General features: G+C 65.3%; 23 protein-coding genes. 14 read left to right on the top strand and 9 right to left on the bottom strand.

Going from position 1 to position 23,319, the window contains the following annotated elements; genetic code table 11:
- Positions 1-70 precede the first annotated feature (70 nt).
- Positions 71-553 (top strand): MmcB family DNA repair protein, encoded by a 483-nt coding sequence (locus tag ACQR03_RS13010; protein ID WP_315735358.1) that lies wholly within the window; start codon positions 71-73, stop codon positions 551-553.
- Between the two features lie 159 nt (positions 554-712).
- Here ACQR03_RS13010 and ACQR03_RS13005 read toward each other — a convergent pair whose 3' ends face one another.
- The 3 genes from ACQR03_RS13005 to ACQR03_RS12995 all read right to left on the bottom strand — a co-directional run bounded on the left by ACQR03_RS13005 (position 713) and on the right by ACQR03_RS12995 (position 1,579).
- Positions 713-973 carry a DUF1488 domain-containing protein gene (locus tag ACQR03_RS13005; RefSeq protein ID WP_172115162.1) on the bottom strand — a complete coding sequence of 87 codons (261 nt, stop codon included), beginning with the start codon at positions 971-973 and terminating at the stop codon, positions 713-715.
- A 108-nt stretch (positions 974-1,081) separates the two neighbouring features.
- A complete protein-coding gene (locus ACQR03_RS13000; RefSeq protein ID WP_172134681.1) occupies positions 1,082-1,324 on the bottom strand; it encodes a hypothetical protein in 243 nt (80 codons plus the stop codon).
- A gap of 117 nt (positions 1,325-1,441) precedes the next feature.
- On the bottom strand, positions 1,442-1,579 hold the full coding sequence (locus ACQR03_RS12995) for a hypothetical protein (RefSeq protein ID WP_172115158.1): 138 nt from the start codon (positions 1,577-1,579) through the stop codon (positions 1,442-1,444).
- Between the two features lie 504 nt (positions 1,580-2,083).
- Between ACQR03_RS12995 and ACQR03_RS12990 the strand changes: the two genes are divergently transcribed.
- The 3 genes from ACQR03_RS12990 (at position 2,084) to ACQR03_RS12980 (ending at position 3,226) form a co-directional block, all read left to right on the top strand.
- Entirely contained in the window at positions 2,084-2,353 is a 270-nt protein-coding gene (locus ACQR03_RS12990; protein WP_172115156.1) for a hypothetical protein, read from the top strand.
- The gene (locus ACQR03_RS12985; RefSeq protein WP_315751896.1) at positions 2,346-2,642 is read left to right on the top strand and encodes a hypothetical protein; all 297 of its coding nucleotides are present in this window, start codon (positions 2,346-2,348) and stop codon (positions 2,640-2,642) included. Before ACQR03_RS12990 ends, ACQR03_RS12985 begins: the two co-directional genes overlap by 8 nt.
- Positions 2,643-2,860: 218 nt before the next feature.
- Complete coding sequence (locus tag ACQR03_RS12980) at positions 2,861-3,226, top strand: hypothetical protein (RefSeq protein ID WP_315715136.1); 366 nt, start codon at positions 2,861-2,863, stop codon at positions 3,224-3,226.
- Between the two features lie 24 nt (positions 3,227-3,250).
- On the opposite strand, the gene ACQR03_RS12975 is transcribed toward ACQR03_RS12980, so the two are convergent.
- On the bottom strand, positions 3,251-3,805 hold the full coding sequence (locus ACQR03_RS12975) for an ActR/PrrA/RegA family redox response regulator transcription factor (RefSeq protein ID WP_315715137.1): 555 nt from the start codon (positions 3,803-3,805) through the stop codon (positions 3,251-3,253).
- A gap of 175 nt (positions 3,806-3,980) precedes the next feature.
- Positions 3,981-5,336 carry an ActS/PrrB/RegB family redox-sensitive histidine kinase gene (locus ACQR03_RS12970; protein ID WP_315751897.1) on the bottom strand — a complete coding sequence of 452 codons (1,356 nt, stop codon included), beginning with the start codon at positions 5,334-5,336 and terminating at the stop codon, positions 3,981-3,983.
- 97 nt (positions 5,337-5,433) lie between these two features.
- Between ACQR03_RS12970 and ACQR03_RS12965 the strand changes: the two genes are divergently transcribed.
- The 5 genes from ACQR03_RS12965 (at position 5,434) to ACQR03_RS12945 (ending at position 12,515) form a co-directional block, all read left to right on the top strand.
- On the top strand, positions 5,434-6,225 hold the full coding sequence (locus tag ACQR03_RS12965; RefSeq protein WP_315715139.1) for an ABC transporter ATP-binding protein: 792 nt from the start codon (positions 5,434-5,436) through the stop codon (positions 6,223-6,225).
- On the top strand, positions 6,222-7,034 hold the full coding sequence (locus ACQR03_RS12960) for an ABC transporter permease (protein WP_316166291.1): 813 nt from the start codon (positions 6,222-6,224) through the stop codon (positions 7,032-7,034). The genes ACQR03_RS12965 and ACQR03_RS12960 overlap by 4 nt, the downstream gene beginning before the upstream one ends.
- Before the next feature lie 123 nt (positions 7,035-7,157).
- Complete coding sequence (locus tag ACQR03_RS12955; RefSeq protein WP_315715141.1) at positions 7,158-8,486, top strand: polyhydroxyalkanoate depolymerase; 1,329 nt, start codon at positions 7,158-7,160, stop codon at positions 8,484-8,486.
- Between the two features lie 208 nt (positions 8,487-8,694).
- Positions 8,695-9,534, top strand: coding sequence for a M48 family metallopeptidase (locus tag ACQR03_RS12950; protein ID WP_315715142.1), 840 nt, complete (start codon positions 8,695-8,697; stop codon positions 9,532-9,534).
- Positions 9,535-9,851: 317 nt separating this feature from the next.
- Positions 9,852-12,515 (top strand): EAL domain-containing protein, encoded by a 2,664-nt coding sequence (locus tag ACQR03_RS12945; RefSeq protein ID WP_316226062.1) that lies wholly within the window; start codon positions 9,852-9,854, stop codon positions 12,513-12,515.
- A gap of 49 nt (positions 12,516-12,564) precedes the next feature.
- Here the strand turns inward: ACQR03_RS12945 and ACQR03_RS12940 are convergent, their stop codons facing one another.
- Positions 12,565-14,763 carry a transglycosylase domain-containing protein gene (locus ACQR03_RS12940; protein WP_434841453.1) on the bottom strand — a complete coding sequence of 733 codons (2,199 nt, stop codon included), beginning with the start codon at positions 14,761-14,763 and terminating at the stop codon, positions 12,565-12,567.
- Between the two features lie 154 nt (positions 14,764-14,917).
- On the opposite strand from ACQR03_RS12940, the gene ACQR03_RS12935 reads away from it, so the two are divergent.
- The 4 genes from ACQR03_RS12935 to ACQR03_RS12920 all read left to right on the top strand — a co-directional run bounded on the left by ACQR03_RS12935 (position 14,918) and on the right by ACQR03_RS12920 (position 16,936).
- Positions 14,918-15,346: a DUF1330 domain-containing protein gene (locus tag ACQR03_RS12935; RefSeq protein ID WP_316226064.1), complete on the top strand. Its 429-nt coding sequence runs from the start codon at positions 14,918-14,920 to the stop codon at positions 15,344-15,346.
- Positions 15,347-15,604: 258 nt separating this feature from the next.
- Entirely contained in the window at positions 15,605-15,919 is a 315-nt protein-coding gene (locus ACQR03_RS12930) for an ArsR/SmtB family transcription factor (protein WP_315715146.1), read from the top strand.
- Positions 15,916-16,275, top strand: a complete 360-nt coding sequence (locus tag ACQR03_RS12925) for an SRPBCC family protein (protein ID WP_315715147.1) — start codon at positions 15,916-15,918, stop codon at positions 16,273-16,275. The genes ACQR03_RS12930 and ACQR03_RS12925 overlap by 4 nt, the downstream gene beginning before the upstream one ends.
- 43 nt (positions 16,276-16,318) lie before the next feature.
- Positions 16,319-16,936: an ATP-dependent Clp protease proteolytic subunit gene (locus ACQR03_RS12920; protein ID WP_315715148.1), complete on the top strand. Its 618-nt coding sequence runs from the start codon at positions 16,319-16,321 to the stop codon at positions 16,934-16,936.
- Between the two features lie 255 nt (positions 16,937-17,191).
- Here ACQR03_RS12920 and ACQR03_RS12915 read toward each other — a convergent pair whose 3' ends face one another.
- The 3 genes from ACQR03_RS12915 to ACQR03_RS12905 all read right to left on the bottom strand — a co-directional run bounded on the left by ACQR03_RS12915 (position 17,192) and on the right by ACQR03_RS12905 (position 22,053).
- Positions 17,192-18,418 (bottom strand): ABC transporter substrate-binding protein, encoded by a 1,227-nt coding sequence (locus tag ACQR03_RS12915; RefSeq protein ID WP_316226065.1) that lies wholly within the window; start codon positions 18,416-18,418, stop codon positions 17,192-17,194.
- 379 nt (positions 18,419-18,797) lie between these two features.
- The gene (locus ACQR03_RS12910) at positions 18,798-19,163 is read right to left on the bottom strand and encodes a DUF1304 domain-containing protein (RefSeq protein ID WP_315715150.1); all 366 of its coding nucleotides are present in this window, start codon (positions 19,161-19,163) and stop codon (positions 18,798-18,800) included.
- A gap of 94 nt (positions 19,164-19,257) precedes the next feature.
- Positions 19,258-22,053, bottom strand: coding sequence for a [protein-PII] uridylyltransferase (locus ACQR03_RS12905; RefSeq protein ID WP_315768051.1), 2,796 nt, complete (start codon positions 22,051-22,053; stop codon positions 19,258-19,260).
- 196 nt (positions 22,054-22,249) lie between these two features.
- On the opposite strand from ACQR03_RS12905, the gene ACQR03_RS12900 reads away from it, so the two are divergent.
- A complete protein-coding gene (locus ACQR03_RS12900; RefSeq protein WP_434841452.1) occupies positions 22,250-23,260 on the top strand; it encodes an aliphatic sulfonate ABC transporter substrate-binding protein in 1,011 nt (336 codons plus the stop codon).
- Positions 23,261-23,319: the final 59 nt, after the last annotated feature.

Genomic DNA, 23,319 nt, shown 5'->3' with positions numbered 1-23,319 from the left:
CGGCGTCAGGTTCCGGTTCCCGGGTGATCGGCGGGCTTGGGCGACGCCTGGAATCGGTTATGCTGCGGCAATGGAATCGTCCGCCGCCAGGATCAGCCTCGTTCCCATCGACCGCCGCCAGTCGGAGACGGCGCTGGCGATCGCGCGCGGCACCTCGCGCCTGCTGCGCTCGCTCGGCTTTGCCACCATCAGCGAGCTGCCGCTGCCGTCGGGCCGTCGCGCCGACCTGGTGGCGCTGAACGAGCGCGGCGAGATCTGGATCGTCGAGATCAAGTCGTCGGTCGAGGATCTGCGCGCGGATCACAAATGGGAGGACTACCGTGCCCATTGCGACCGGCTGTTCTTCGCCTTCACGCAGGATCTGCCGTGCGAGATCTTTCCGCAGGACACCGGCCTGATCGTCGCCGATGCCTATGGCGCCCACCTGCACTGCGAGGCGCCTGAGCACCGATTGCCGGCACCGACGCGCAAGTTGATGACGGTACGCTTCGGGCTCGCGGCGGCGCAGCGGATCAACCGGCTGATCGACCCGCAGGGCCACGCGGATCTCTAGACAATCCTCAACTACGCTCGCCTGGACGGTGGTTCCCCGCCCGGGTGGGTGACGCAGGCTCCGTCAGGTCACGAGTCTCGAGATGAGAGACATCAGCATCGCTGAGAGCCGATGCGCATCACCGCCGGCCTTGCGGATTGGTCCCAGCCGGCATCGCCGTCAGAAATTGGCGGCGACGAGATCGTAGGAGCCCCGGCTGCCGCGGACATAGAGCCGGGCGGCGGCGGCGCAGATCCGCTCGCGGTTGGAATCGAAAGCGGTCAGAAAGCCCGACTCGTCGGGGCGGGTGTCGGGCTGAAGGCGTCTCAACGCACCCTCGTCGACGAAGAACGACGCTTCCATCGCGCTGTCATAGCCCCAGAACCGTACGGCACGTCGCGTGCGATCATAGGAGCGGCTGTGATTTGGAAACTCAATCATGTGTGTGACCGATCAGGTTCGGAGGACACCGCGGTGAGGGCGGACGTCATCCAAGGGGCGTCGTTCGGCAATGGTCGCCGGCGACAAAGGGGGGGGGGCGCGCGCATCTCAATCGAAAGCCGATGGCAATTCGCCGTGGCGGAAGAAGACCGTCGGCTCATCGTCATAGTCGCCCATGTCGGGATCGCCCGAGGATGAGAACGCGACGACGCCTGCCTTGCTGGACACCAGCCGTTCCGCAGTCCGGAGCGCGCTTGCTTCCGTCTTGCAGGCAATCGGCGTCTCGGCTTTCGCGCGTCCGCCCCGGCCGGCGCTGAACGCCTGAACGACATAGATCGTTTCGCGCGCCATGTTCTGTCCTTTGGGCTGTCTACCGGTCGGCCGCGTCGTCGCTGCTTGCGCGCGGCCTTGATTGCGCACGGCCTTGCGTGCGGGAGACCATCCAGACTGATGAGGACCGGAAATCCCCTAGCGCTTTTTCTTGTCGCTGGAAAAATCCGGCTGCCATGCTCCGGCCTTCTGGCTCGGCGCTGCGGCAATGCTCTTGGGCTTTTCCTTCTTGGGTTTCTTGGCTTCGCGATTGCCTTTTTGCTGACCTTTGGCCATGTCGGTCTCCTCGACTCGGGTTGGAGCTGGTTCAACGCATCGGACGAGCGCCCCGTCGATCCTGCGTGCGCAGCGTCACTGCCGGTCGGCCGGGCGGCCGTCGTCCACCGGTTGCCGATGCGGGCGCCGCGGTGGTCGGATCTACGAATGCAGTGCGGCAACTGCGAGCGCGAGAAGGATCAGCAGAAGCGGCACGATAATGGGTGGAACGATCCACTCGCTCAGACGAAACTGCAGCATTGGCTACCCCTCGCGTGGTTTGCGGCGGGAGCGCTCGTGACCCTCAGTCACCGGTGAATGCCGTCGGAATGGCGGTGATCGCCATTGATACACCCTGGCTCCTGCAATAGCGAGCACCAAAGCGCAGCGACACGGTCCGATGACGCCACGCCGCTCATCACGTCGTGCTGATGAGAAAGCGGTGGCTATTGCCGGCCGCAAGGCGCATGCTTCGAAAGACTTCGAAGTCGCGACAGCGACAGCCGTTGCGAAAGGTAGGCGCAGATGAGCATCCGCTCGCGGCGCGAATTCGTCACCTTCAAACACCCGTTCCGGATCAGGAGCATCGAGCGTCTCTTGCCCGAGGGCACCTACGAGGTGGTCACGGACGAGGAACTGATCGAGGGATTGTCCTTTGCTGCCTACCGCCGGGTTGCGACAATGATGATGGTCCCGGTCGCCGGTTCGCGCTCCGCTGCCGTCGAGATGCTGTCCATCAGCTCGGTCGATCTTGCAGACGCGCAGCGTGTCGACGCGAGTGCGTCGGATGACTGACGAGCCGCTCGATCTCGACAGGCACCGCGGGATGAGCGCGCAGAAGGCCGTGGACCTCCGCCGCGCGTTGGCAGAGGCCGAAAGTCATGCGCGGGAGCTGCGCGAGCGGCAGGCTGTTCTCGAGCAGCACCTGCTCGCCAACGCGGCCGAGTCATGGCCGGAAGCCGCCGCGAAGGCGCGCTATCTCCTGAACATCTACGCCGCGAGCCTTGCGGAACAGGATACCAGGCATCGGGAGCTGATCGCTGCCGTCCTGGCCGATTTCTCCCGGCTGACGGGGGAGAGCTGACATCGGGCCGGCGCATCGTGGCGCCTTCCAGATCCACCTGTGAATCCGCCCGCGCCCGATTCAGGACCGTTGCCAGCGCGCGACAACATCCGCTCGTCCCGGCCTCCTGGCAATTTCCCCGGCTCTGCCCGACAATTGCCCCGCATGGGGCGCAACATGCCGGAACATTTTTAAGGCTCGAGCGGTATCCAGCCCAGGGGTGCGGACAGGGACGACAGATGCGACGGGTGGTCTTGGCGTTGACACTGCTCTTCGCGACCGGAGTCCGCGCGGAGGAAATGGCGTTCTACGTCCTGGGCGTGGGCGCCGATTCCTGCGAGCGCTTCATCGCCGCCGCCGAGGAGCAGCCACCCGGCACCTACAAGGCCATCACCAGTGGCGACGGCCCCTACGTCAACGCCATCTCAAAATATCAGCAGTGGATGATGGGCTACGTGTCCGCCATCAACGCGGATCGCGGCGATGAGGGCCGGCAGATCAAGCTCGATTTGACCGAGGTCGACAGCTGGATGCGCAATTGGTGCAGCCGCAACCCGCGGCGCACCGTCTTCCATGCGTTGCAGGCGTTCGTGAAGTCGCATTGACCCGCGGCGAGCAAAAAAATCCGCCTATTTCGGTGCGCGCTTGGCGAGGATACGCTGCAGGGTGCGGCGGTGCATGTTGAGCCGGCGCGCCGTTTCCGAGACGTTGCGGTTGCACATCTCATAGATGCGCTGGATGTGCTCCCAGCGGACACGGTCGGCCGACATCGGATTCTGCGGCAGCTCGGATTTTTCGCTGGTGGTCGACAGCAGCGCTGCAACGACGTCGTCGGCATCGGCCGGTTTGGCGAGATAGTCGACGGCGCCCATCTTCACCGCCGTCACGGCGGTGGCGATGTTGCCGTAGCCGGTCAGCACGATGGCGCGCGCTTCGGGACGCTTGCGCTTCAGCGCCGACACCACGTCGAGGCCGTTGCCGTCGCCCAGCCGGAGGTCGACCACGGCGAAGGCCGGCGCCGCCTTGCCGATCTGTGAAATACCTTCGGCGACGCTCTCGCAGGAGGTCACCGTGAAACCGCGGGTCTCCATGGCGCGCGACAGGCGCTCCAGGAACGGCTTGTCGTCCTCCACGATGAGGAGAGAGCGGTCCGGATGGTTCGTCAGTTCGGCGATGGCGCCCACGGTCATATCCTTGAGAAGAAGGCTCGATGGTTGCGAGACGATCTGGTCCATCCTCATATGGTCTGCCGAGTCGCCGCTGCCAAGATCGCGGGTTGCCGCAGTCTGCGGCGTGACGCCGCGCGGGGCCGGTTTGCTGTATGCCAGGACCGCGCCAGCGGCGGCTGCCCCGGAGGTTTCATTCCGGCTCCGCCTCGCCATCATCGTCCTCGCTGGCCTCGAAGCGCCGCCGCGGCCAGACGATCTGGACCACGGCGCCATGGTCGGGGAAGGTGCGGTTGCTGAACGAGACCTTGGCTCCGGTCCGCTCCAGCAGGGTGCGGGCGATGAACACGCCGAGCCCGAGGCCGCCGCCCTGGTTACCTCCCGGGCCGTCCTCGACGCTGGGCCGGCGTGACAGATAGGGCTCGCCGATCCGCTTCAGGATATCAGGCGCAAAGCCGGGGCCGTCGTCGGACACCACGATCTCGACCGTCTCGTTGTTCCACCAGGCGTTCACCTCGACGGCGTTGCGCGCGAAATCGACGGCGTTCTCCAGGATGTTGCCGACGCCATAGAGGATTGCGGGGTTGCGCGAGCCGACCGGCTCCTTGGCCGCGGTGACCGCGACGCGCACCTTGATGTCGACGCCAAAGTCGCGATGCGGTGCGACCGTCTCCTCGATCAAGGTCGACAGCTTCATCCGGTCGTACATCGACCCGATCGAGGACAGCTGGGTGATCTTGCCGAGAATGTCGCGGCAGCGCTGCGCCTGCTCGCGCAGGGTCTTGATGTCGGAGGTGACCTGGCTGTTGTCCTGCAGGGCGCGCTCCAACTCGCGCGAGATCAGCACGATGGTCGCGAGCGGGGTGCCCAGCTCGTGCGCGGCGGCCGCCGCGAGGCCGTCGAGCTGGGTGAGGTGCTGCTCGCGCGCCAGCACCAGCTCGGTCGCCGCCAACGCGTCCGACAGCTTGCGCGCCTCCTCGGTCACCTGGAACGCATAGAGGCTGGTGACCCCGATCGCGAGCGCGATCGAGAGCCAGACACCGAACAGATAGATCGGCGGGAAGATCAGCGGCTCCTCGCCTTCCCACGGCAGCGGCAGATGCATGAAGAACAAGGCGGTGGCGCAGGTGACGGCGAGCAGGCCGAGCATGATCGTCAGGCGGACGGGGAGGGCGGTCGCCGAGATCAGCACCGGGGCGAGGAACATGTAGGAGAAGGGATTCTCCAGCCCGCCGGTGAGATAGAGCAGCACCGTCAGCTCGATGATGTTGAGCGCGAGCAGGCCGCCGGCGTGGGCCGGCTCCAGCAACTGCATCGGGTTGAAGGCGATCTGCAGGCCGAGATTGAGCAGCGCCGAGATGCTGATCACCGCGAGACAGGGCACCACTGGCAGGTCGAACTCCAGGCCCTGCACCACGATGAAGATCGCGCTCAATTGACCGAGCGCGGCCAGCCAGCGCAGCCGCAGGATGGTGTCGAGCCGGACGCGCTGTCGCGGATGGCGATAGTCGGTGTCGGGCGTGTCGATGATCAGGGCGTCGTCGGTCATGACGGGAACCTAATGCCGCGCAAGCACGGCGACAAATCTGGCCCGCCGTTGGTGGCCTGTTGCGGTTTGCGGCACAATGCCTCAATGAACCCCTCCCATGACGCAAGATGACGCAGTGCCGACCCTCTCATCCGATTCCAGCTCGGTTTCCCCCGCGATTGCCGTGTCGCGGCTGACCAAGGTCTACAAGACGACGACCGCTGTCGACGGCGTCTCGTTTGCGATCCGCCGGGGCAGCATCACCGGGCTGCTCGGCGGCAACGGTGCCGGCAAGACCACGACGATTGCGATGATCATGGGGCTGGTGCAGCCGACCTCGGGCGAGGTCGCCGTGCTCGGCCACAGGATGCCGGACGAGGCTGCGGCCGTGCTGGGGCGGATGAATTTCGAGAGCCCCTATGTCGACATGCCGATGCGGCTCACGGTGCGGCAGAACCTCACCATCTTCGGCCGACTCTATGCAGTGGACCACCTCAAGGAGCGGATCGCCGAGCTCGCGGCGCAGCTCGACCTGAGCGACTTCATCGATCGGGCCAATGGCAAGCTCTCGGCCGGGCAGAAGACCCGCGTGGCGCTGGCGAAGGCGCTGATCAACGATCCCGAGCTGCTGCTGCTGGATGAGCCGACGGCCTCGCTCGATCCCGACACCGCCGACTGGGTGCGCGGCCATCTTGAGCGATACCGACAGCGCCGCGGCGCCACCATCCTGCTCGCCTCCCACAACATGCTCGAGGTCGAGCGTCTATGCGACCGCGTCATCATCATGAAGCGCGGCCGCATCGAGGACGACGACAGCCCGGCGCAGATCATGGCGCGCTACAACCGCTCGACGCTCGAGGAGGTCTTTCTCGACGTCGCCCGCGGCCGCAACCGGGAGGCGGCGCAATGAACGATCTTTCGCTCCGCATCGCCCCGCACCGGATCTGCGCGATGATCCTGCGCTACTGGTATCTACTGCTGTCGTCCTGGCCGCGGCTGCTGGAGCTGATGTACTGGCCGACCTTGCAGATCATCACCTGGGGGTTTCTGCAGACCTACATCGCCGCCAATGCCGGCTTCTTCGCCCGCGCCGGCGGCACCCTGATCGGCGCGGTGATCCTGTGGGACATCCTGTTCCGCGGACAGCTCGGCTTCTCGATCTCCTTCCTGGAGGAGATGTGGGCGCGCAACATCGGCAACCTGATGATGAGTCCGCTGACCCCGATCGAATTCCTGCTGGCGCTGATGACGATGAGCCTGATCCGGCTGGCCATCGGCATCATTCCGATGACCCTGATCGCGGTCTGGTTCTTCGACTTCAACTTCTACAGCATCGGCCTGCCGCTGATCGCCTTCTTCTGCAACCTGATCTTCACCTCCTGGGCGGTCGGCATCTTCGTGTCGGGGCTGGTGCTGCGCAACGGGCTCGGCGCCGAAAGCATCGTCTGGACACTGATGTTCGCGCTGATGCCGCTGGCCTGCGTGTACTATCCCGTTCAGGTGCTGCCGCACTGGCTGCAACTGGTTGCCTGGTCCCTGCCGCCAACCTACGTGTTCGAGGGCATGCGCGCGCTGCTGGCGGATCACGTCTTCCGGTCCGACCTGATGCTGACCGCGCTCGGGCTCAATGCCGCCCTGCTGCTGGCGTCGTTTGCGGCATTCATTGCTCTCTTGCGCAGCGCACGCCGCGCCGGCTCGCTGCTGGCGTCAGGGGAATAATTGCGCTTTTCCCGTGGATTTCCGGGCTTTTTCGTCGCTTTGAGGCACCTTCTCGTACACCACCGCATTGACGCATAATTACGCATTCGGCAGTATGCTGCGCTGCAGAGAGGTTGAACGAGAATGCCGATAGGTGAGTTTGGCGGTGCACCGCCCCTGGCGTCGGAAGGCAGTCCGGTCCTGACGACGCCGATGTACTGGATGTACGAAATGGCGCATGCCTCGCTCAATCCGGCGCGCGCCGTCACCGACGCCACCAAGATCCTGTTTCAGAATCCGCTCAATCCCTGGGCCCACACCCAGATGGGCAAATCGGTCGCGGCGGCCTGCGAACTGTTCGAGCGCACCACACGCCGCTACGGCAAGCCCGAATGGGGACTCGACGAGACCGAGGTCAACGGCATCCGGACCCCGGTCGAGGTCCGCTCGATCTGGGAAAAGCCGTTCTGCAGGCTGCTCTATTTCGACCGCAAGCTGACCCGCCCCTTGCGCGCGCCGCAGCCCCGGCTGCTGATCGTGGCGCCGATGTCCGGCCATTACGCGACCCTGTTGCGCGGCACGGTGGAAGCGTTCCTGCCGACCCACGAGGTCTATATCACCGATTGGTCCGATGCGCGGATGGTCCCGCTGGCCGAAGGCCGCTTCGATCTCGACGACTACATCGACTATGTCATCGAGATGCTGCGCTTTCTCGGCACCAACATGCACGTCATGGCGGTGTGCCAGCCGGCGGTGCCGGTGCTGGCGGCGGTCTCGGTCATGGAGGCCGAGCGTGACCCGTTTGCGCCGATCTCGATGACCTTGATGGGCGGCCCCATCGACACCAGGCGCAACCCCACCGGCGTGAACAATCTCGCCCAGGAGCGCGGCATCGACTGGTTCCGCAACCACGTCATCACCAAGGTGCCGTTCCCGCATCCGGGCGTGATGCGCGACGTCTATCCGGGCTTCCTACAGCTGAACGGCTTCATCAGCATGAATCTCGACCGCCATGTCGACGCCCACAAGGCGCTGTTCGCCAACCTGGTGAAGGGCGATGGCGATCAGGTCGACAAGCATCGCGACTTCTACGACGAGTATCTCGCCGTCATGGACCTGGCTGCGGAATATTACTTGCAGACGGTGGAGACGGTGTTCATCAAGCACGCGCTGCCGAAGGGCGAGATGACCCATCGCGGCACCCTGGTCGATCCGTCGAAGGTTACGCGTGTGGCGTTGATGACGGTCGAAGGCGAGAAGGACGATATCTCCGGTCTCGGTCAGACCGAGGCGACGCACGGACTCTGCTCGTCGATCCCGGATCACCGCCGGGTTCACTACGTGCAACCGGGTGTCGGTCACTACGGCGTGTTCAACGGCTCGCGATTCAAGTCGGAGATCGTGCCGCGCATCAACGATTTCATGTTGTCGGCAGCCGATCCGAAGTCACTGCTCGCCATTGCGGCTGAATGAGCGAAGACGATGGTCACCGCGCCTCCGAATCCGGCTGCGCGGTAACCCTTTGAAGGGACGGTCGAAACCGAAACTCAGGAGTGACTCAAGCAGTGAATGTGGCGTCGCTTCTTGAGCGATGCTTTTGAATCTGAATTCATGTTTTCGGGGGCGCGCGAGGCCCAACTGCTAGGGTGCGGAACCTCCTGAACCCCTGTATGTTGGGCAAATGATTTGTTTTTGCGCCGAGCGCTTTCCCTGGCGGTGGATATGGCAAAATCCGGGCGAGCTCTTACCCCCCGGACTGACAGAAATGGCCACTCGCGCGCTACTCTATCGGCGGCCCGCCGAACCCTCGCGTCTTCTCGTCAAGCATGGCTCGCAAATCTACTCGATTAGATTGCGGCGTCACCGTCGTGCGCGACGTTATACCCTGAGAATTCATCCGTCGGATCGCGAGGCGATCCTCACGATGCCGCCGCGCGGCACCATCATCGAGGCGAAAGACTTCGCGCAGCGTCACGGCGCCTGGATCGCAGCCCGTCTAGGACGTCTGCCGAAGGCGGCGCCGTTCCTGCCGGGCACGTTGGTGCCGCTTCGCGGCGTGCCGCACAAGATCGTGCATCGCGCGGGCGAGCGCGGCACGGTGTGGACCGAGACGCGAGACAGTGGCGAGAAGATCCTGTGCGTGGCCGGCGGGATCGAGCACACTGAACGCCGCGTGCTCGACTTCCTGAAGCGCGAGGCGCGCCGTGACCTGCAGAAGGCGGCCGACGCCTATGCCGAGCAGCTTGGCGTCAAGGTCAAGCGGCTGTCGATCCGCGACCAGTCCAGCCGCTGGGGCTCGTGCACCTCGGCCGGCTCGCTGTCGTTCTCGTGGCGCCTGATCCTGGCGCCGCCCTTCGTGCTCGATTATCTCGCCGCGCACGAGGTCGCGCATCTGATCGAGATGAACCACTCGCCGCGGTTCTGGAAGGTGTGTGGCCGGATCTGCGCCTCGGTCGAGCGCGCCAAGAAGTGGCTCGACACCTGCGGCAACGACCTGCATCGCTACGGCATCGACGATTGAGGTATCGACGACGGACCGCTCGACGATGTGAATCCCAATGGCCCGGCCTTCTGGTCCGGGCCATTTCTTCGTCGGGTTCCAATCTGCAACGATGAGCTCAGAACCCGCCTGCGGACTATCGAATTCTTAAGCCTTCTCGCCTGCAGTCGGAGGATATTGCCCAATTCGGCGGCGCTTTAACGTGGCTGTAACGCTGCGCTCGCCAGATTTACCGCAATCAAACCCAAGGTGACGTCCCAGCGAGCTGCCGGGTCGTTCGCTGCAACCAAAGCGCAGATCGTTTCTCTCGAAACGTGCAGCGCGCCTCGAATCAAACGATGCTTGCAAGCGAGTTCCAACCGGCCGCATCCACACAATTGCTCTCGGCCGCGCTCGACGGTGTTTCCGAGGCGATTCTCTTTCTCGACGCGCAGGGCCACGTCCAGCACGCCAATCGGGCGGCGTCGGTGCTGCTGCGGCGTGAGCCGGCCGCTCTGGTCGGCGTCGACCTCGAAAGTCTGGGTCTGCCCGCGGATCTGATCCCGGCGATCGCGTGCGACGAGACGACCGACGCGCAGCAGGAGGCGGACCAGTCCGACGCCCGCGAAATGACGATGCGCCATGCCGACGGCGGGTGGACCCGCCTCCGCCTGTCGCTGTGCGCGCTCCCGCCGGGCCGGGAGGACCAGCCGGTCCGTTCGCTGCTGTTCATTCGTGACGTGACCACCGAAGTCGACATGCGCGAGCGCAATGCGCTGCTGACGTCGGTCGCCGACCGGACCAACCGGGCCGTCATCGTCACCGATCGCGATCTCAACGTCCTCTACACCAACGCCGCCTTTGCCAGCCTGTTCGGCTACACGCCTGAACAGGCGATCGGGCGCCGCGCCGAGGAGCTGCTGATCGGCCCCTGCACCGATCCCGCCATCGTCGACCGGCTGAGACAATGCCTCGAGGACGACCGTGGCATCGAAGAGGACGTGCTGGTCTACGACAAGGACGGCCGCGAGATCTGGACGACCGCCTATGTCAAGGCGCACCGGACCAAGCGGGGCAAGGTCAGATATCTGTTCGGGCTGCTCACGGACATCCGGGAGACCAAGCAGTTGCGCTCGCTGCAGCAGTTGATCATGGCGTCGCTGGCGTCCGACGTTTCGATCACGACCATCGCCGATCAGCTGTGCCGCCGGGTCGAAGAGCTCGCTCCGGACGCCGTCTGCTCGATCCTGCACGTCGATTCCGACGGGCACGTACATCCGCTCGGCGGCCCCAGCCTGCCGCCCGCTTATTCGGCCAGCCTCGACGGCGTCGCGATCGGGCCGGACGTCGGCTCCTGCGGCACCGCCGCCTATCTCTGCGAGCCGGTGCTGTCGCACGACATCGATAATGATCCGCGTTGGCAACCCTACAAGGCCGGCCCGCTCGCCGCCGGCCTGCGTGCCTGCTGGTCGTCGCCCATCAAGGGTAAGGATGGCCGCGTCATCGGCACCTTTGCCTTCTACTTCCGTGAATGCCGCGGCCCCAGTCCCTGGCACGAGCAGATCGTCGCCGCCTGCGTCCAGCTCGGTGCGCTCGCCATCGAGCGCCAGGAGGTCCGCTCGACGATCTCACAGGTCGCCTATCACGACATGCTGACGGGCCTGCCGAACCGGGCTCGCATCCCGTCGCTGATCGCCGAAGCCATCAAGGCGTGTCCGGACGGCGGACACGTCGCCGTGGCCTTCCTCGACGCCGACAATTTCAAGGACGTCAACGACACGCTGGGCCATGCCGCCGGAGACGAGTTCCTGGTCGGCTTCGCCAACCGCCTGCGAGCGCAGATCCGCCCCGGCGACATGCTGGGCCGGCTCGGCGGCGACGAGTTCGTGATCGTGCTGCAGAACCGCGATGCCCTGGAAGCCTCGCTCGCGGCGGCGCGCATCACCGCCGCGCTGGCGATGCCGCTGACGATCGGCAAGCGCCAGGTGCCGATGTCGGCGAGCATGGGACTCAGCCTCTATCCTGATAATGCCAAGGACATCGAGACCCTGATCAAGCAGGCCGACGCGGCGATGTACAAGGCCAAGCGCGGCGGCCGGGCGACCTACCGCTTCTTCAGCGCCGACATCGACAAGCTCGCCGAAGAACGGCTGATGCATTCGACCGCGCTGCGCGAGGCGATCGCCAGCGAGGCCCTGACATTGCACTATCAGCCGCAGATCCGCACCCGCGACGGCGCGATCCACGGCGTGGAAGCGCTGGCGCGCTGGCACGATCCGGTGCTCGGCGAGGTCTCGCCCGCCAAGTTCATTCCGCTCGCCGAGGAATGCGGCCTGATCGAGCAGATCGGCGTGTGGTCGATCAAGCTGGCCTGCCAGCAGATGGCGTCGTGGCGCCGCGCCGGTCTCGACATCCCCTGCATCTCGGTGAACCTGTCGCCGATCAACTTCCAGAACGTCAACCTGGCGGCGATGGTGGCGCAGATCCTGGCCGCCAACGACCTGCCGGCGAAGATGCTGATGCTGGAGATCACCGAGGGCGTCATCCTCAACGAGCGCGCCACCGTGATCGCGACCATGAACGAGCTGCGCAACATGGGCGTCGGCCTGTCGCTGGACGATTTCGGCACCGGCTATTCGAGCCTGAGCCGACTGGCCCAGCTGCCGATCGACGAGCTGAAGATCGATCGCAGCTTCATGCGCGATTTCGAGAACGACAGCGGCACGCGGGCGATCGTGACCGCGGTCGTGCGCGTCGGCCAAAGCCTCGACGTGGCGGTGGTCGCCGAAGGTGTCGAGACCGAGCCGCAGCGCAAGCTGCTGGCCGAGCTCGGTTGCGATGCAATGCAGGGCTTCCTGTTCGCGCGGCCGATGGCCGCCAGTGCCTTCAGCCGCTGGCTGCTGGACTACAGCGCGCTGCGGGCGAGCCTGATGCTGCGGCAGATCGGGCGCAAACTGGCCCGAGCGTCCGGCGCGGCAACCGCCGAGCCGGCAGCGCGTCCCATCGCCGCAGCCGCGAGCTGAGAAGGGCGCATCCCCTCGCGGATGCGCCTCTCACCTCATCTTCGCCGGCTCAGCGCCTTCCACCGAACAATCGATCCACCAGCCAGCCGTCGAGACCCGCGGCGGCTTCCGGCCGCGCGTTGCCGCGGCTCGGCGGCGCCGAGCGTGCGCTCGGTGCCGGCGCGGATGGCGCCGTGATCTGCGAGGCGATCTGCGCCAGGGTCGGGACCAGGCCCGAGCCCTGCGCGTTCGGCAGCGCCGCGACCGGCACGCCCTGATGCGCTGATCGCATGAAGCGGGTCCAGACCTCGACGGGCAGGCCGCCGCCGGTCGCCTTCTTGGTCGGCGAGTTGTCGTCATTGCCGAGCCAGACGCCGGTGACGAGATGCGCGGTGTAGCCGATGAACCAGGCGTCGCGGAAATCCTGGCTGGTGCCGGTCTTGCCGGCAGCGATCCAGCCCGGGATCTCCGCCTTCTTCGCGGTGCCGGAGATCAGCGTCTCCTGCATCATCTGATTCATCATCGCCGCGTTGCGCGGCTCGATCACCTGCGCCGGCTGCTCGGTCTGGCGCATGTAGAGCAGCTTGCCGTCGAGCGTCCTGATCCGCGTCACCACATGCGGCGAGACGGTGAGGCCGCCATTGGAGAACGGCGCGTAGGCGCCGACCAGCTCGATCATCGACACCTCGGAGGTGCCGAGCGCGATCGACGGGTTGGGATCGAGCTTGGAGGCGATGCCGAGCCGGTGTGCGGTCCGCACCACGTTCTTCGGTCCGACCTCGAGGCCGACGCGCACGGCGACCGTGTTGAGCGACATCGCCAGTGCCTGGGTCAGCGTCACCGGGCCGAAATATTCGCGGGTGTAGTTCTCCGGCCTCCAGCCCTTCAGATCGAGCGGCGCGTCCTGGCGGACCGTGTCCGGCGTCAGGCCCTGCTCGATCGCGGTGAGATAGACGAACGGCTTGAACGCCGAGCCGGGCTGGCGTTTGGCGGTTACGGCGCGGTTGAACTGGCTGTCGGCATAGTTGCGGCCGCCGACCATGGCGCGCACGGCGCCGTCGGGGGTCATCGCCACCAGCGCGCCCTGGCTGACGTTGAACTTGACGCTCTTCGCCGCGAGCTCGTCGATGATGGCCGCTTCCGCCACGCTCTGCAGCTTCGGATCGATCGTGGTCTCCACCACGATCGACTCCTCGACTTGGCCGACGAGGTCGTCGAGCACCTCGCCGATCCAGTCGGCGACGTAGTTGATGGTGCCGGCGCCGGCCGGCTTCACCGCGACGGATGGATGCGCGATCTGGGCCTGCGCCTGGGCCTCGGTGATGAACTTGGCCTCCGCCATCGCCGCCAGCACGGTCTGGGCGCGCTTGGCCGCGCCCTCCGGGTTGCGGTTCGGCGCCAGCCGCGACGGCGACTTGACGAGACCTGCCAGCATCGCGGCTTCGCCGATCGTCACCTGCCGCGCCGACTTGCCGAAATAGCGCTGCGCCGCGGCCTCGACGCCGTAGGCGCCCGAGCCGAAATAGACCCGGTTGAGATACAGCTCGAGGATCTCGCGCTTGGAATATTTGCGCTCCAGCCACAGCGCCAGCTCCGCCTCCTGCAGCTTGCGCGCCAGCGTGCGCTCCTGGGTCAGGAACAGGTTCTTGGCGAGCTGCTGCGTCAGGGTCGAGCCGCCCTGCGACACGCCGCGATGCAGGATGTTGGCGACGACGGCGCGGGCGATGCCGATCGGGTCGATGCCGAAATGCTGGTAGAAGCGGCGGTCCTCGATGGCGATGAACGCCTTCGGCAGATAGGGCGGCAGATCCTTCAGCGCGACGTTGGCGCCGGCCATCTCGCCGCGCTGCGCCAGCATGGTGCCGTCATAGCCCACGATCTCGATCGTCGGCGGCCGCTTGGGGATCTCCAGCGATTGGATCGGCGGCAGATGCGCGCCGGCCCAGATCACGACGCCGACCAGCGCGATCACGCCCCACAGGCCGCAGACCAGCGCCCAGTAGAACATGCGCCCGATCGACATTCCCCAGCGCGACTTGCCGCGTCTCGGCTTTGGTTTCGGTGTCGAGGCCTTCGGCTCGCGCGCCGGCACATCGTCCTCGTCGTCGGGCTCGACCGGCCTTTTCTTTGCAGTCTTTGCAACTGACTTCTTGGGCGTGTCGTCGGAGGGAATGCGATCCTTGGGGTCGAGGCGCAGATCGGCCATCGCGGCCGCAAGACCGAATCGCGGCTCCTTGCGTCCGCCGCCCTGTTTCCGTCCCCGCGCCATACGCAACCCGAGCCCGCGACCCCGCCGTCCGACCACGGTAACGTCCGGAGTTTAAGGGGCAGTTAGAAAGACCTTAACGCGCGATTAGGAGTTTCGCGCCGCTAACGCCGCGTTATGGTTAAGCCAAGGTAAACAACAACAGGCGAGGGAGTTCATGGGCCATATCGATCCCACCAAGGAGGTGTTCGCGCAGTTTCGGGAGAACGACCGCCCGGGGCCGATCCACATGCTGAACCTGGTGCGGCTGCGCAGGGAGGCAGCCTATCCCGATGGACGCAAGGTCAGCGGCGCGGAAGCCTATGCCGCCTATGGCCGCGAGAGCGGCCCGGTGTTCGAGCGCCTCGGCGGCCGCATCGTCTGGCAGGGCCGCTTCGAGCTGATGCTGATCGGTCCGCAGGACGAACGTTGGGACCACTGTTTCATCGCCGAATATCCGAGCGTGCAAGCCTTCGTCGAGATGATCCGCGATCCCGTCTATCGCGAGGCGGTGAAGCATCGCCAGGCGGCGGTCGAAGACTCGCGCCTGATCCGCCACGCCGTGCTGCCGGTGGGCAAGAACTTTGGCGAGGTGCCGGCGGGGTAGGTCTCATTGCATTTCGCGTCTCATTGCATTTGCGAGACTGGTAGTACGGTGTTGCCACACGAAAGGTACGTTCCCTCCCCCCTTGTGGGGGAGGGCTAGGGAGGGGGGTGGCCACGAAGACGGTCGCCCGGAGCTACCCCCCTCCCCAACCCTCCCCCACAAGGGGGGAGGGAGCGCGGCGGTGGACGGCGATAGGGAACGCCAACATCCACGTCGTCGACGCTTGCACGACACATAAGTTTATGCTTATGTGTCGGCATGATCGAGAGTGACATCTTCAGGGCCCTGGCTGATCCGACGCGATACGCGATCTTCGAGAAGCTGGCGAACGGCAGCATGAATGCCAGCGCGCTTCGCGAGGGTCTGACGATCAGCCAGCCGGCGATGTCCCAGCACCTCGCGGTTCTCCGAAGCGCGGGATTGGTGAGGGAAGAACGGCAGGGTCGCTTCGTCAACTATGAGGTCGATCCGGAGGGCTTGGCGCAGATCGCGCGCTGGCTGGCGAAGTACCGTGCCTACTGGCCGTCGCGGGTCGATGCGTTGAAGGCCGTGCTGAAGGACATGGACCAATGACCGATATCAAGGCTGACCTGCAGAGCGACGATCTGGTGCTCGACTACGAACTGGACGCGCCGCCGGAGAAGGTCTGGCGTGCCATCAGCATTCCTGCGCTGCGCGAGAACTGGCTGCCGCGCGGCGACCTCGCCGATGCTGCGCCAATCTCCGCGACGCCCGGCGAAGAAGTCCGCTACCGGATGCGCGACCACGAACCGCCGTTCCTGGAGAGCATCGTGACGTTCCAGGTCATGCCCAATGCCGAGGGCGGCACCAGGCTCAGAATCATTCACGGGTTGGTCGCCACGACGCTGATGCGGCGGACGCCGTCGGCGGCGAACAGCAACAGGCGCAGCCTGATGCGCGCGGCCTGATTCTCCAAGTCACCGACACCTCACTGAAACCGGGAGCTCGCGCATGCGCGACACGATGCAACTCGTCCCTATGGTCATCGAGCAGTCGAGCCGGGGAGAGCGATCCTTCGACATCTATTCGCGGCTGCTGCGCGAGCGGATCGTCTTCCTCAACGGCGAGGTCAACGATACGGTCTCCGCCCTGGTCTGCGCGCAACTGCTTTTCCTCGAGGCGGAGAACCCAAAGCGGCCGATCCATCTCTACATCAATTCACCCGGCGGCGTGATCACCAGCGGCCTGGCGATGTATGACACGATGCAATTCGTCAAAGCACCGGTGCACACGCTCTGCATGGGAACGGCGCGTTCGATGGGCTCGTTTCTTCTGATGGCGGGAGAGCCGGGCGAGCGGACGGCGCTGCCCAATGCAAGCCTTCACGTCCATCAGCCGCTCGGCGGCTTTCAGGGCCAGGCGTCCGACATCCTGATTCACGCGAGGGAGATGGAGCAGACCAAGCACCGCATGATCAGGCTCTACGCCGAGCATTGCGGGCGCAGCTATGAGGACGTCGAGCGCACCCTGGATCGCGATCACTTCATGACCGCGGACGAAGCCTTGCAGTGGGGCTTGATCGACCGCGTCGTCAAGCAACGCGACCTGGGTGACGTCATCAACGACTGATACTCCCTCGACGCGACGGCGGATCCTACCGCAACAGCCGTCGTCCCCCGCGATGCGGTCGAATGACCGTCGGCGAGCGCACGCAGCGGCGAACGGGCGCAACCCGTGCCGCAATGCAGAACGGGGCCGCGCCATCGCGCAGCCCCGTACCATCGATGTTGACCGCGTCATTCCGGGGCGAAGCGCAGCATCGAACCCGGAATCTCGAGGTTGGTTCGTCGCTGTCGCGACGCCCTGGAACGACGTCGAGTGCAGCTAGCCCGCCGCGCCCTTGTCCTCCAGGATCGGGCCGAACAGCTCCCAGCGCTCGCCGTTGAACTTCATCATCTGCAGTTGCTTGTTGACGCGATAGTCGGTCGGCGAGGTGTTGATCTTCATTCCCGGTAGCGAGAAGTCGCCGGTTACATCCTTCAGCGACGCCGCCTGCTTCATGACGTTCTCGTGCGTCAGGTTGTCGCCGCACATCTGCAGCACGGTGACCAGGAGCTGCGCGGTCGAATAGCCGTAGGTATTGAAGTTCGAGTTCTTGTCACCCTCGGGATAATACTTGGCCATGAAATCGAAATAGCGCTTCAGGCCCGGATCGTCCTTCCACTGCGGGTCGAGCGGATCCTTGCCGTAGTTGACGGAGATGACGCCCTTGGCAGCGTCGAGGCCCGCAGGCTGCATGACCGCGCCGACCGAGGTCGCGTTGATGTCGACAATGTGCACGGGGTGCCAATCGAGCTCATGGAGCTTCTTGATCGCCTGCGCGGCTTGTTTCGGCGTCGCGGCCGAGAACAACAGGTCGGCTCCCGCCGACTTGACCTTCAGGATCTGCGAGTCGATGGTCGGATCGGAAACCTCATAGGAGGCTTCGGACACGATCATCGTCGACGCCTTGTCGCCGAGGCCGGCCTTGATGCCGTTCAGGTAGTCCTTGCCGAGATCGTCATTCTGATAGAGCACGCCGATCTTGGCGTTGGGATGCTCCTTCAGAATATACTGGCCGTAGATGCGGCCCTCGGTGAAGTAGTTGGGATTGTACCCCATGGTCCACGGGAAGTTCTTGGGGTCCGTGAACTTGGTGGCGCCGGTGGCGGCGAACAACTGCGGCACCTTCTTGGCGTTGAGGTATTTCTGGACCGCGGCGTTGGACGGCGTGCCGATGATCTGGAAGGTCAGCAGAACTCCGTCGTCCTCGACCAGCTTGCGGACCTGCTCGACGGCCTTGGGCGGCGAATAGGCGTCGTCATACTGGATCAGCTTGATCTTGCGGCCGTTGATGCCGCCCTGCTCGTTGATCATGTTGAAATAGGCGGCCTGGGTCTTGCCGATCGAGGCATAGGCCGAGGCGGGACCCGAGAACGGCACGGTCTGGCCGATCTTGATCTCGGTGTCGGAGGCGCCGGGGTCGTACTTCTTCTGGGCCGAGGCTGACGTGACGGAGAGGGTGACGGCCAAAGCGGCCGCCCCTGCAAGACGGAAATATCCCTGTCGCATGGGGTCTATCGTTCCTCCTGATTTGTTATGCGGCTGGTCTGCCCGACCGGGGCGCCATCGCTGGGAGGGAGTGTGGAGGAAGGGCTGGGCGGACGCAAGGCGAGGGGAGCACGGGTGCGGCGGTTCCGTCGATGTCGCTATGATGAGCCCAACTGGCTCAACAAGTTCGGTGTCGTCCCGGCCAAGCCCGGCGTCGCGCAGCGACGTCGGGCGCAGAGCCGGGATCCATGGCCACAGGCCGTCGTATGGCTACGGCTCGGAGTGGCGATCCTGCCCCAAAACGCTGCCTGGGATTATGGGCCCCGGATCGGCGCCGCGACGCGCTTGTGCGCGTCACGGCTTGTCCGGGACGACACAGAGGATGGAGATACAGCCCGGCTCAGCCCGCGAGCCAAACCAGCACCAGGCCGATCGTGGCCGGCACGCTCTGGATGAACAGGATCTTGCGGCTGGCGGTGGCGGCGCCATAGAGCCCGGCGACGAGCACGCAGAGCAGGAAGAAGATCTTGATCTGGAACGCGAAGGCCGGCGTCGGGTGCGCCAGGCCCCAGAACAGGCCGGCGGCGAGGAAGCCGTTGTAGAGGCCCTGATTGGCGCCGAGCACCTTGGTCTGCTCCGCGCGCTCCGGCGTGTTGTTGAACGCTCTCAAGCCGGCCGGTTTGGTCCAGAGAAACATCTCGAGTACCAGAATGTAGACGTGCAGCAGGCCGATCAGCCCGACGACGATGTCTGCAATCAATGCCATGGTTCGGCTCCCCCAAGCCTGCGTGGGCCGGCGCTGGTGCCGGTCCCCTCGTTCAAATCGAGCTCCGAGCGGCTCAGGGCCGCGCGATGGTCGCTCATGCCGCCGGTTGAGCGGCCGCGTCGTCGTTCGCCAGCAGATGCAGCAGCGCGCTCTTGATCGCGGCCTGCCGGGTCGGCGCGTTGATCTGCGCGCCCAGCAGGTCGGTGACGTAGAACACGTCGCGGGCGCGTTCGCCGAAGGTGGCGACATGGGCCGAGGCGATGTTGAGATTCAGCTTCGAAATCGCGGTGGTCAGCTCGTACAGCAGGCCGGGGCGATCGAGGCCGGAGACCTCGATGACGGTGTAGAGCTCCGACCATTGATTGTTGATGGTGACCTCCGGCTCGACCGAGAATGCCTTGTGCTGCTTGCCCCGCGTGGTCCGCCGTGCCACCGCGTCGGGCAGCCGCAGCTTGCCCTCCAGCACCTGCTCGATGGTCTCGCCGATCCGCGTCGCGCGGCGGCCTTCGTCCTCGTCGCGCTCATACTCGCGGGAGATCGCGATGGTGTCGAGCGCGCGGCCGTCGGTCGTGGTGTAGATCTGGGCGTCGACGATGTTGGCCCCGGCGGAGGCGCAGGCGCCGGCGATGATCGACAGCAGCCACGGATGGTCCATCGCGAAGATCGTCAGCTCGGTCACGCCGCGCGCCGGATCGAAGCCGACATTGATCGCGAGCTTGTGGCCGGCATCCTCGCTCGATCGCACGAAGCGGGCATGGCGGATCTTGCGCGGCAGCTCGACCTTGAGCCAGTAGGCCGGATAGTGCCGGCCGATATAGGTGTTGAGCTCGTCCTCGGGCCAGTCGGTGAAGGCGTTGCGGAATTCGGCCTGCGCTGCGGTGATGCGCTTGGCGCGGTTGACCTCGGAGAAGCCGCCGGTCAGTACCGGCTCGGTCTCGTAATACAGCGTACGCAGCAGCTGCGCCTTCCAGCCGTTCCAGACGCCGGGGCCGACTCCGCGGATGTCGGCGGTGGTCAGGATGGTCAGCAGCTTCATCTGCTCGACGGACTGCACCACGGCGGCGAAATTCTCGATCGTCTTGCGGTCCGACAGGTCGCGCGACTGCGCCACCGTCGACATCGTCAGATGCTCCTCGATCAGCCAGGCGACCAGTTCGGTGTCTGCATTGTTGAAGCCGAGCCGCGGGCACAGCCGGCGCGCGATCTTGGCGCCGGCGATGGAATGGTCCTCGGGCCGCCCCTTGGCGACGTCGTGCAGCAGCACGGTGATGTAGATGACAGCGCGGTGCTCGGGCCGGATCTTGCGCATCAGGTCGGAGGCCAGGGTGAACTCGTCGATTCCGCCGCGCTCGATCTCCTGCAGGAACCCGATGCAGCGGATCAGGTGCTCGTCGACCGTGTAGTGATGATACATGTTGAACTGCATCATCGAGACGATGCGGCCGAAGGCGCGAATGAAGTGGCCGAGCACGCCGGTCTCGTTCATCCGCCGCAGCACGACCTCGGCATCGTTGGAGGTCAGGATCTCCATGAACAGCCGGTTGGCCTCGGGATCGTCGCGCAGCTCGGTGTTGATCAGGTTCAAGGAGCGCGTGACCGCGCGCATCGCGTCGGGATGGAAGGCGAGGTTGTGCTTCTGCGCCAGCCGGAAGATGCGGATCAGATTGACCGGATCGTGCTTGAAGACGTCGGGCGCGGCGAGGTTGATGCGGTTGTTGTCGACGATGAAGTCGTCGCTCTCCGGCACGCGCCGCCAGGTGGCGCCGGTGGTCAGGCGCGAGATCATCCGGCTCAGCACCGGCGCCGGCTTGGCCTGCTGGTCCTCGAGCTTGGCGCACAGGATGGCGGTGAGATTGCCGACCTCCTTGGCGACCAGGAAGTAGTGCTTCATGAAGCGCTCGACATCCTGCATGCCGGGATGGCTGGTGTAGCCCAGCCGCACCGCGATCTCGCGCTGCAGGTCGAACGACAGCCGTTCTTCCGGACGGCCGCTGACGAAATGCAGGTTGCAGCGCACCGACCACAGGAAGTCCGCGCAGCGCCGGAAGGTGCGGTATTCATGCGCGTCGAACACGCCGCGCTCGACCAATTCGGCGGTCTCGCGCACGCGGTAGACGTATTTGGCGATCCAGAACAGCGTGTGCAGGTCGCGCAGGCCGCCCTTGCCGTCCTTGACGTTGGGCTCGACGAGATAGCGCGACTGGCCGCCGCGGCGGTGCCGCTCCTCGCGCTCTGCGAGCTTGGCGGCCACGAACTCGGCTGCGGTGCCCTGCACCACCTCGCTGTCGAAGCGCGCGACCAGCTCGTCATAGAGCGGCCGGTCGCCCGCGAGATAACGCGTCTCCAGGATGGCGGTGCGGATGGTCATGTCGCCGCGCGCCTGGCGGATCGACTCGTCGACCGAGCGGGTCGCGTGGCCGACCTTCAATCCCATGTCCCACAGCGAGTACAGAATGGCTTCGGCGACCTGCTCGCCCCAGGCGGTCTGCTTGTAGGGCAGGATGAACAGGAGATCGATGTCGGACTCCGGCGCCATCAGGCCACGGCCATAGCCGCCGGTGGCGACCACCGCCATGCGCTCGGCGCCGCTCGGCACCTGCGAGCGATAGAGGTGCTGGGTGGCGGCGGCGTAGAGGATGCGAATGATCTCGTCCTGCACGAAGCAGAGCTGCTCGGCGCAGCGCCGGCCATGGCGGTCCTTCAACAGTTGCGCCTGGGCCGCCGCGCGCGCCTTGACCAGCTCGGCCTTGAGGAATTGCACCACGGCGGCGCGGAACATGTCCTCGCGTCCCGAATGCTGCGCGGCCAACGCGTCGACCGCAGCCGCGATGCCGGCGCTGTCGAAATCGGAAAGGCTATCAGGGTGGGAATGGGGGGCGACGCTGTCCATGGATGCAACCGGATATCGAACAAGGCCTGTGCTGTCACGAAACTTCCAATGCAACAATCGATCCATGCTGTCATCGGTGCTCACGGGATGATGATCGTTCTGAACGGTGCCGTCGAAAGGAAAAGCAATTCTCGCGCGCCCCTGGCATAACTCATTGAAACAACAGCAATGTTTCTTGAGGGTTGGAGGGGTGACGATGGGTGGATTGTCGAGGCGCGGATTTGCTGCGGTTGCGGCCGTGGTTCTACTGGGATGCGGCGCTGCACGCGCGGCCGAGCCGGTGAAGGAAATCCGCTTGGATTGGGCGACCTACAATCCGGTGTCGCTGGTGCTGAAGCAGAAAGGACTTCTGGAGAAGGAGTTCGCCAAGGACGGCATCAGCATCGTCTGGGTGCAGTCGGCCGGCTCCAACAAGGCGCTCGAATTCCTCAACGCCGGCTCGCTCGATTTCGGCTCGACCGCCGGCTCCGCCGCGCTTGTCGCCCGGATCAACGGCAACCCGATCAAGTCGGTCTACGTCTATTCGCGGCCCGAATGGACCGCGCTGGTCACGGCCAAGGATTCCAAGATTGCCTCTGTGGCTGACCTCAAGGGCAAGCGGGTCGCGGTGACCCGCGGCACCGATCCGCACATCTTCCTGGTGCGCGCGCTGCTGTCGGCTGGCCTCACCGACAAGGACATCACGCCGGTATTGCTGCAGCACGCCGACGGCAAGGCGGCGCTGATCCGCGGCGACGTCGACGCCTGGGCCGGGCTCGATCCGATGATGGCGCAGGCCGAGGTCGAGGAGGGTGCCAGGCTGTTCTACCGCAAGGCCGACGCCAACACCTGGGGCATCCTGAACGTGCGCGAGCAGTTCCTGAAGGACAATCCGGAGATCGTCCGCCGCGTGCTCGCCACCTACGAGGTCGCGCGCAAGGACGCGCTGGCCAACTACGACGACCTCAAGAAGACCTTCATCGCCGTCACGAAGCTGCCTGAGACGGTGGTCGACAAGCAGCTCAAGGAGCGCACCGAGCTGACCCATAGCCGCATCGGCGCACCCCAGCGCGAGTCGATTCTGGCTGCGGGCCTGGCGCTGCAGCAGGCCGGTGTCGTCGATGCCAAGGTGGATGTGAAGGCCACGCTGGACGCCCTGATCGACGACCAGGTCCCGTTGGCGATGCGCTCCGGCGCCCCCACGGCTTCATCAAAAATATCGAGATAGGGTTTGCAAACGTCGATTCCGACGCAACGAAAAGGTACGATCACGGTGCCTGTCCCTGT

The sequence above is a fragment of the Bradyrhizobium sp. HKCCYLS3070 genome (assembly GCF_051167575.1).
Classification (GTDB): Bacteria; Pseudomonadota; Alphaproteobacteria; order Rhizobiales; family Xanthobacteraceae; genus Bradyrhizobium.
The sequence above is the reverse complement of the archived record's forward strand: the minus strand, read 5'-3'. Positions and strand labels throughout refer to the sequence as shown.

Excerpts from the sequence above, each read along its gene's own strand:
- ACQR03_RS12980 (WP_315715136.1), top strand. The coding sequence starts at position 2,861 with ATGCGACGGGTGGTCTTGGCGTTGACACTGCTCTTCGCGACCGGAGTC.
- ACQR03_RS12965 (WP_315715139.1), top strand. The coding sequence starts at position 5,434 with ATGACGCAAGATGACGCAGTGCCGACCCTCTCATCCGATTCCAGCTCG.
- ACQR03_RS12915 (WP_316226065.1), bottom strand. The coding sequence starts at position 18,418 with ATGCGACAGGGATATTTCCGTCTTGCAGGGGCGGCCGCTTTGGCCGTC.
- ACQR03_RS12990 (WP_172115156.1), top strand. The coding sequence starts at position 2,084 with ATGAGCATCCGCTCGCGGCGCGAATTCGTCACCTTCAAACACCCGTTC.
- ACQR03_RS12950 (WP_315715142.1), top strand. The coding sequence starts at position 8,695 with ATGATTTGTTTTTGCGCCGAGCGCTTTCCCTGGCGGTGGATATGGCAA.
- ACQR03_RS12905 (WP_315768051.1), bottom strand. The coding sequence starts at position 22,053 with ATGGACAGCGTCGCCCCCCATTCCCACCCTGATAGCCTTTCCGATTTC.
- ACQR03_RS12910 (WP_315715150.1), bottom strand. The coding sequence starts at position 19,163 with ATGGCATTGATTGCAGACATCGTCGTCGGGCTGATCGGCCTGCTGCAC.
- ACQR03_RS12930 (WP_315715146.1), top strand. The coding sequence starts at position 15,605 with ATGATCGAGAGTGACATCTTCAGGGCCCTGGCTGATCCGACGCGATAC.
- ACQR03_RS12995 (WP_172115158.1), bottom strand. The coding sequence starts at position 1,579 with ATGGCCAAAGGTCAGCAAAAAGGCAATCGCGAAGCCAAGAAACCCAAG.
- ACQR03_RS12955 (WP_315715141.1), top strand. The coding sequence starts at position 7,158 with ATGCCGATAGGTGAGTTTGGCGGTGCACCGCCCCTGGCGTCGGAAGGC.
- ACQR03_RS12940 (WP_434841453.1), bottom strand. The coding sequence starts at position 14,763 with ATGGCGCGGGGACGGAAACAGGGCGGCGGACGCAAGGAGCCGCGATTC.
- ACQR03_RS12900 (WP_434841452.1), top strand. The coding sequence starts at position 22,250 with ATGGGTGGATTGTCGAGGCGCGGATTTGCTGCGGTTGCGGCCGTGGTT.
- ACQR03_RS12960 (WP_316166291.1), top strand. The coding sequence starts at position 6,222 with ATGAACGATCTTTCGCTCCGCATCGCCCCGCACCGGATCTGCGCGATG.
- ACQR03_RS12920 (WP_315715148.1), top strand. The coding sequence starts at position 16,319 with ATGCGCGACACGATGCAACTCGTCCCTATGGTCATCGAGCAGTCGAGC.
- ACQR03_RS13010 (WP_315735358.1), top strand. The coding sequence starts at position 71 with ATGGAATCGTCCGCCGCCAGGATCAGCCTCGTTCCCATCGACCGCCGC.
- ACQR03_RS13000 (WP_172134681.1), bottom strand. The coding sequence starts at position 1,324 with ATGGCGCGCGAAACGATCTATGTCGTTCAGGCGTTCAGCGCCGGCCGG.
- ACQR03_RS13005 (WP_172115162.1), bottom strand. The coding sequence starts at position 973 with ATGATTGAGTTTCCAAATCACAGCCGCTCCTATGATCGCACGCGACGT.
- ACQR03_RS12935 (WP_316226064.1), top strand. The coding sequence starts at position 14,918 with ATGGGCCATATCGATCCCACCAAGGAGGTGTTCGCGCAGTTTCGGGAG.
- ACQR03_RS12925 (WP_315715147.1), top strand. The coding sequence starts at position 15,916 with ATGACCGATATCAAGGCTGACCTGCAGAGCGACGATCTGGTGCTCGAC.
- ACQR03_RS12970 (WP_315751897.1), bottom strand. The coding sequence starts at position 5,336 with ATGACCGACGACGCCCTGATCATCGACACGCCCGACACCGACTATCGC.
- ACQR03_RS12945 (WP_316226062.1), top strand. The coding sequence starts at position 9,852 with ATGCTTGCAAGCGAGTTCCAACCGGCCGCATCCACACAATTGCTCTCG.
- ACQR03_RS12985 (WP_315751896.1), top strand. The coding sequence starts at position 2,346 with ATGACTGACGAGCCGCTCGATCTCGACAGGCACCGCGGGATGAGCGCG.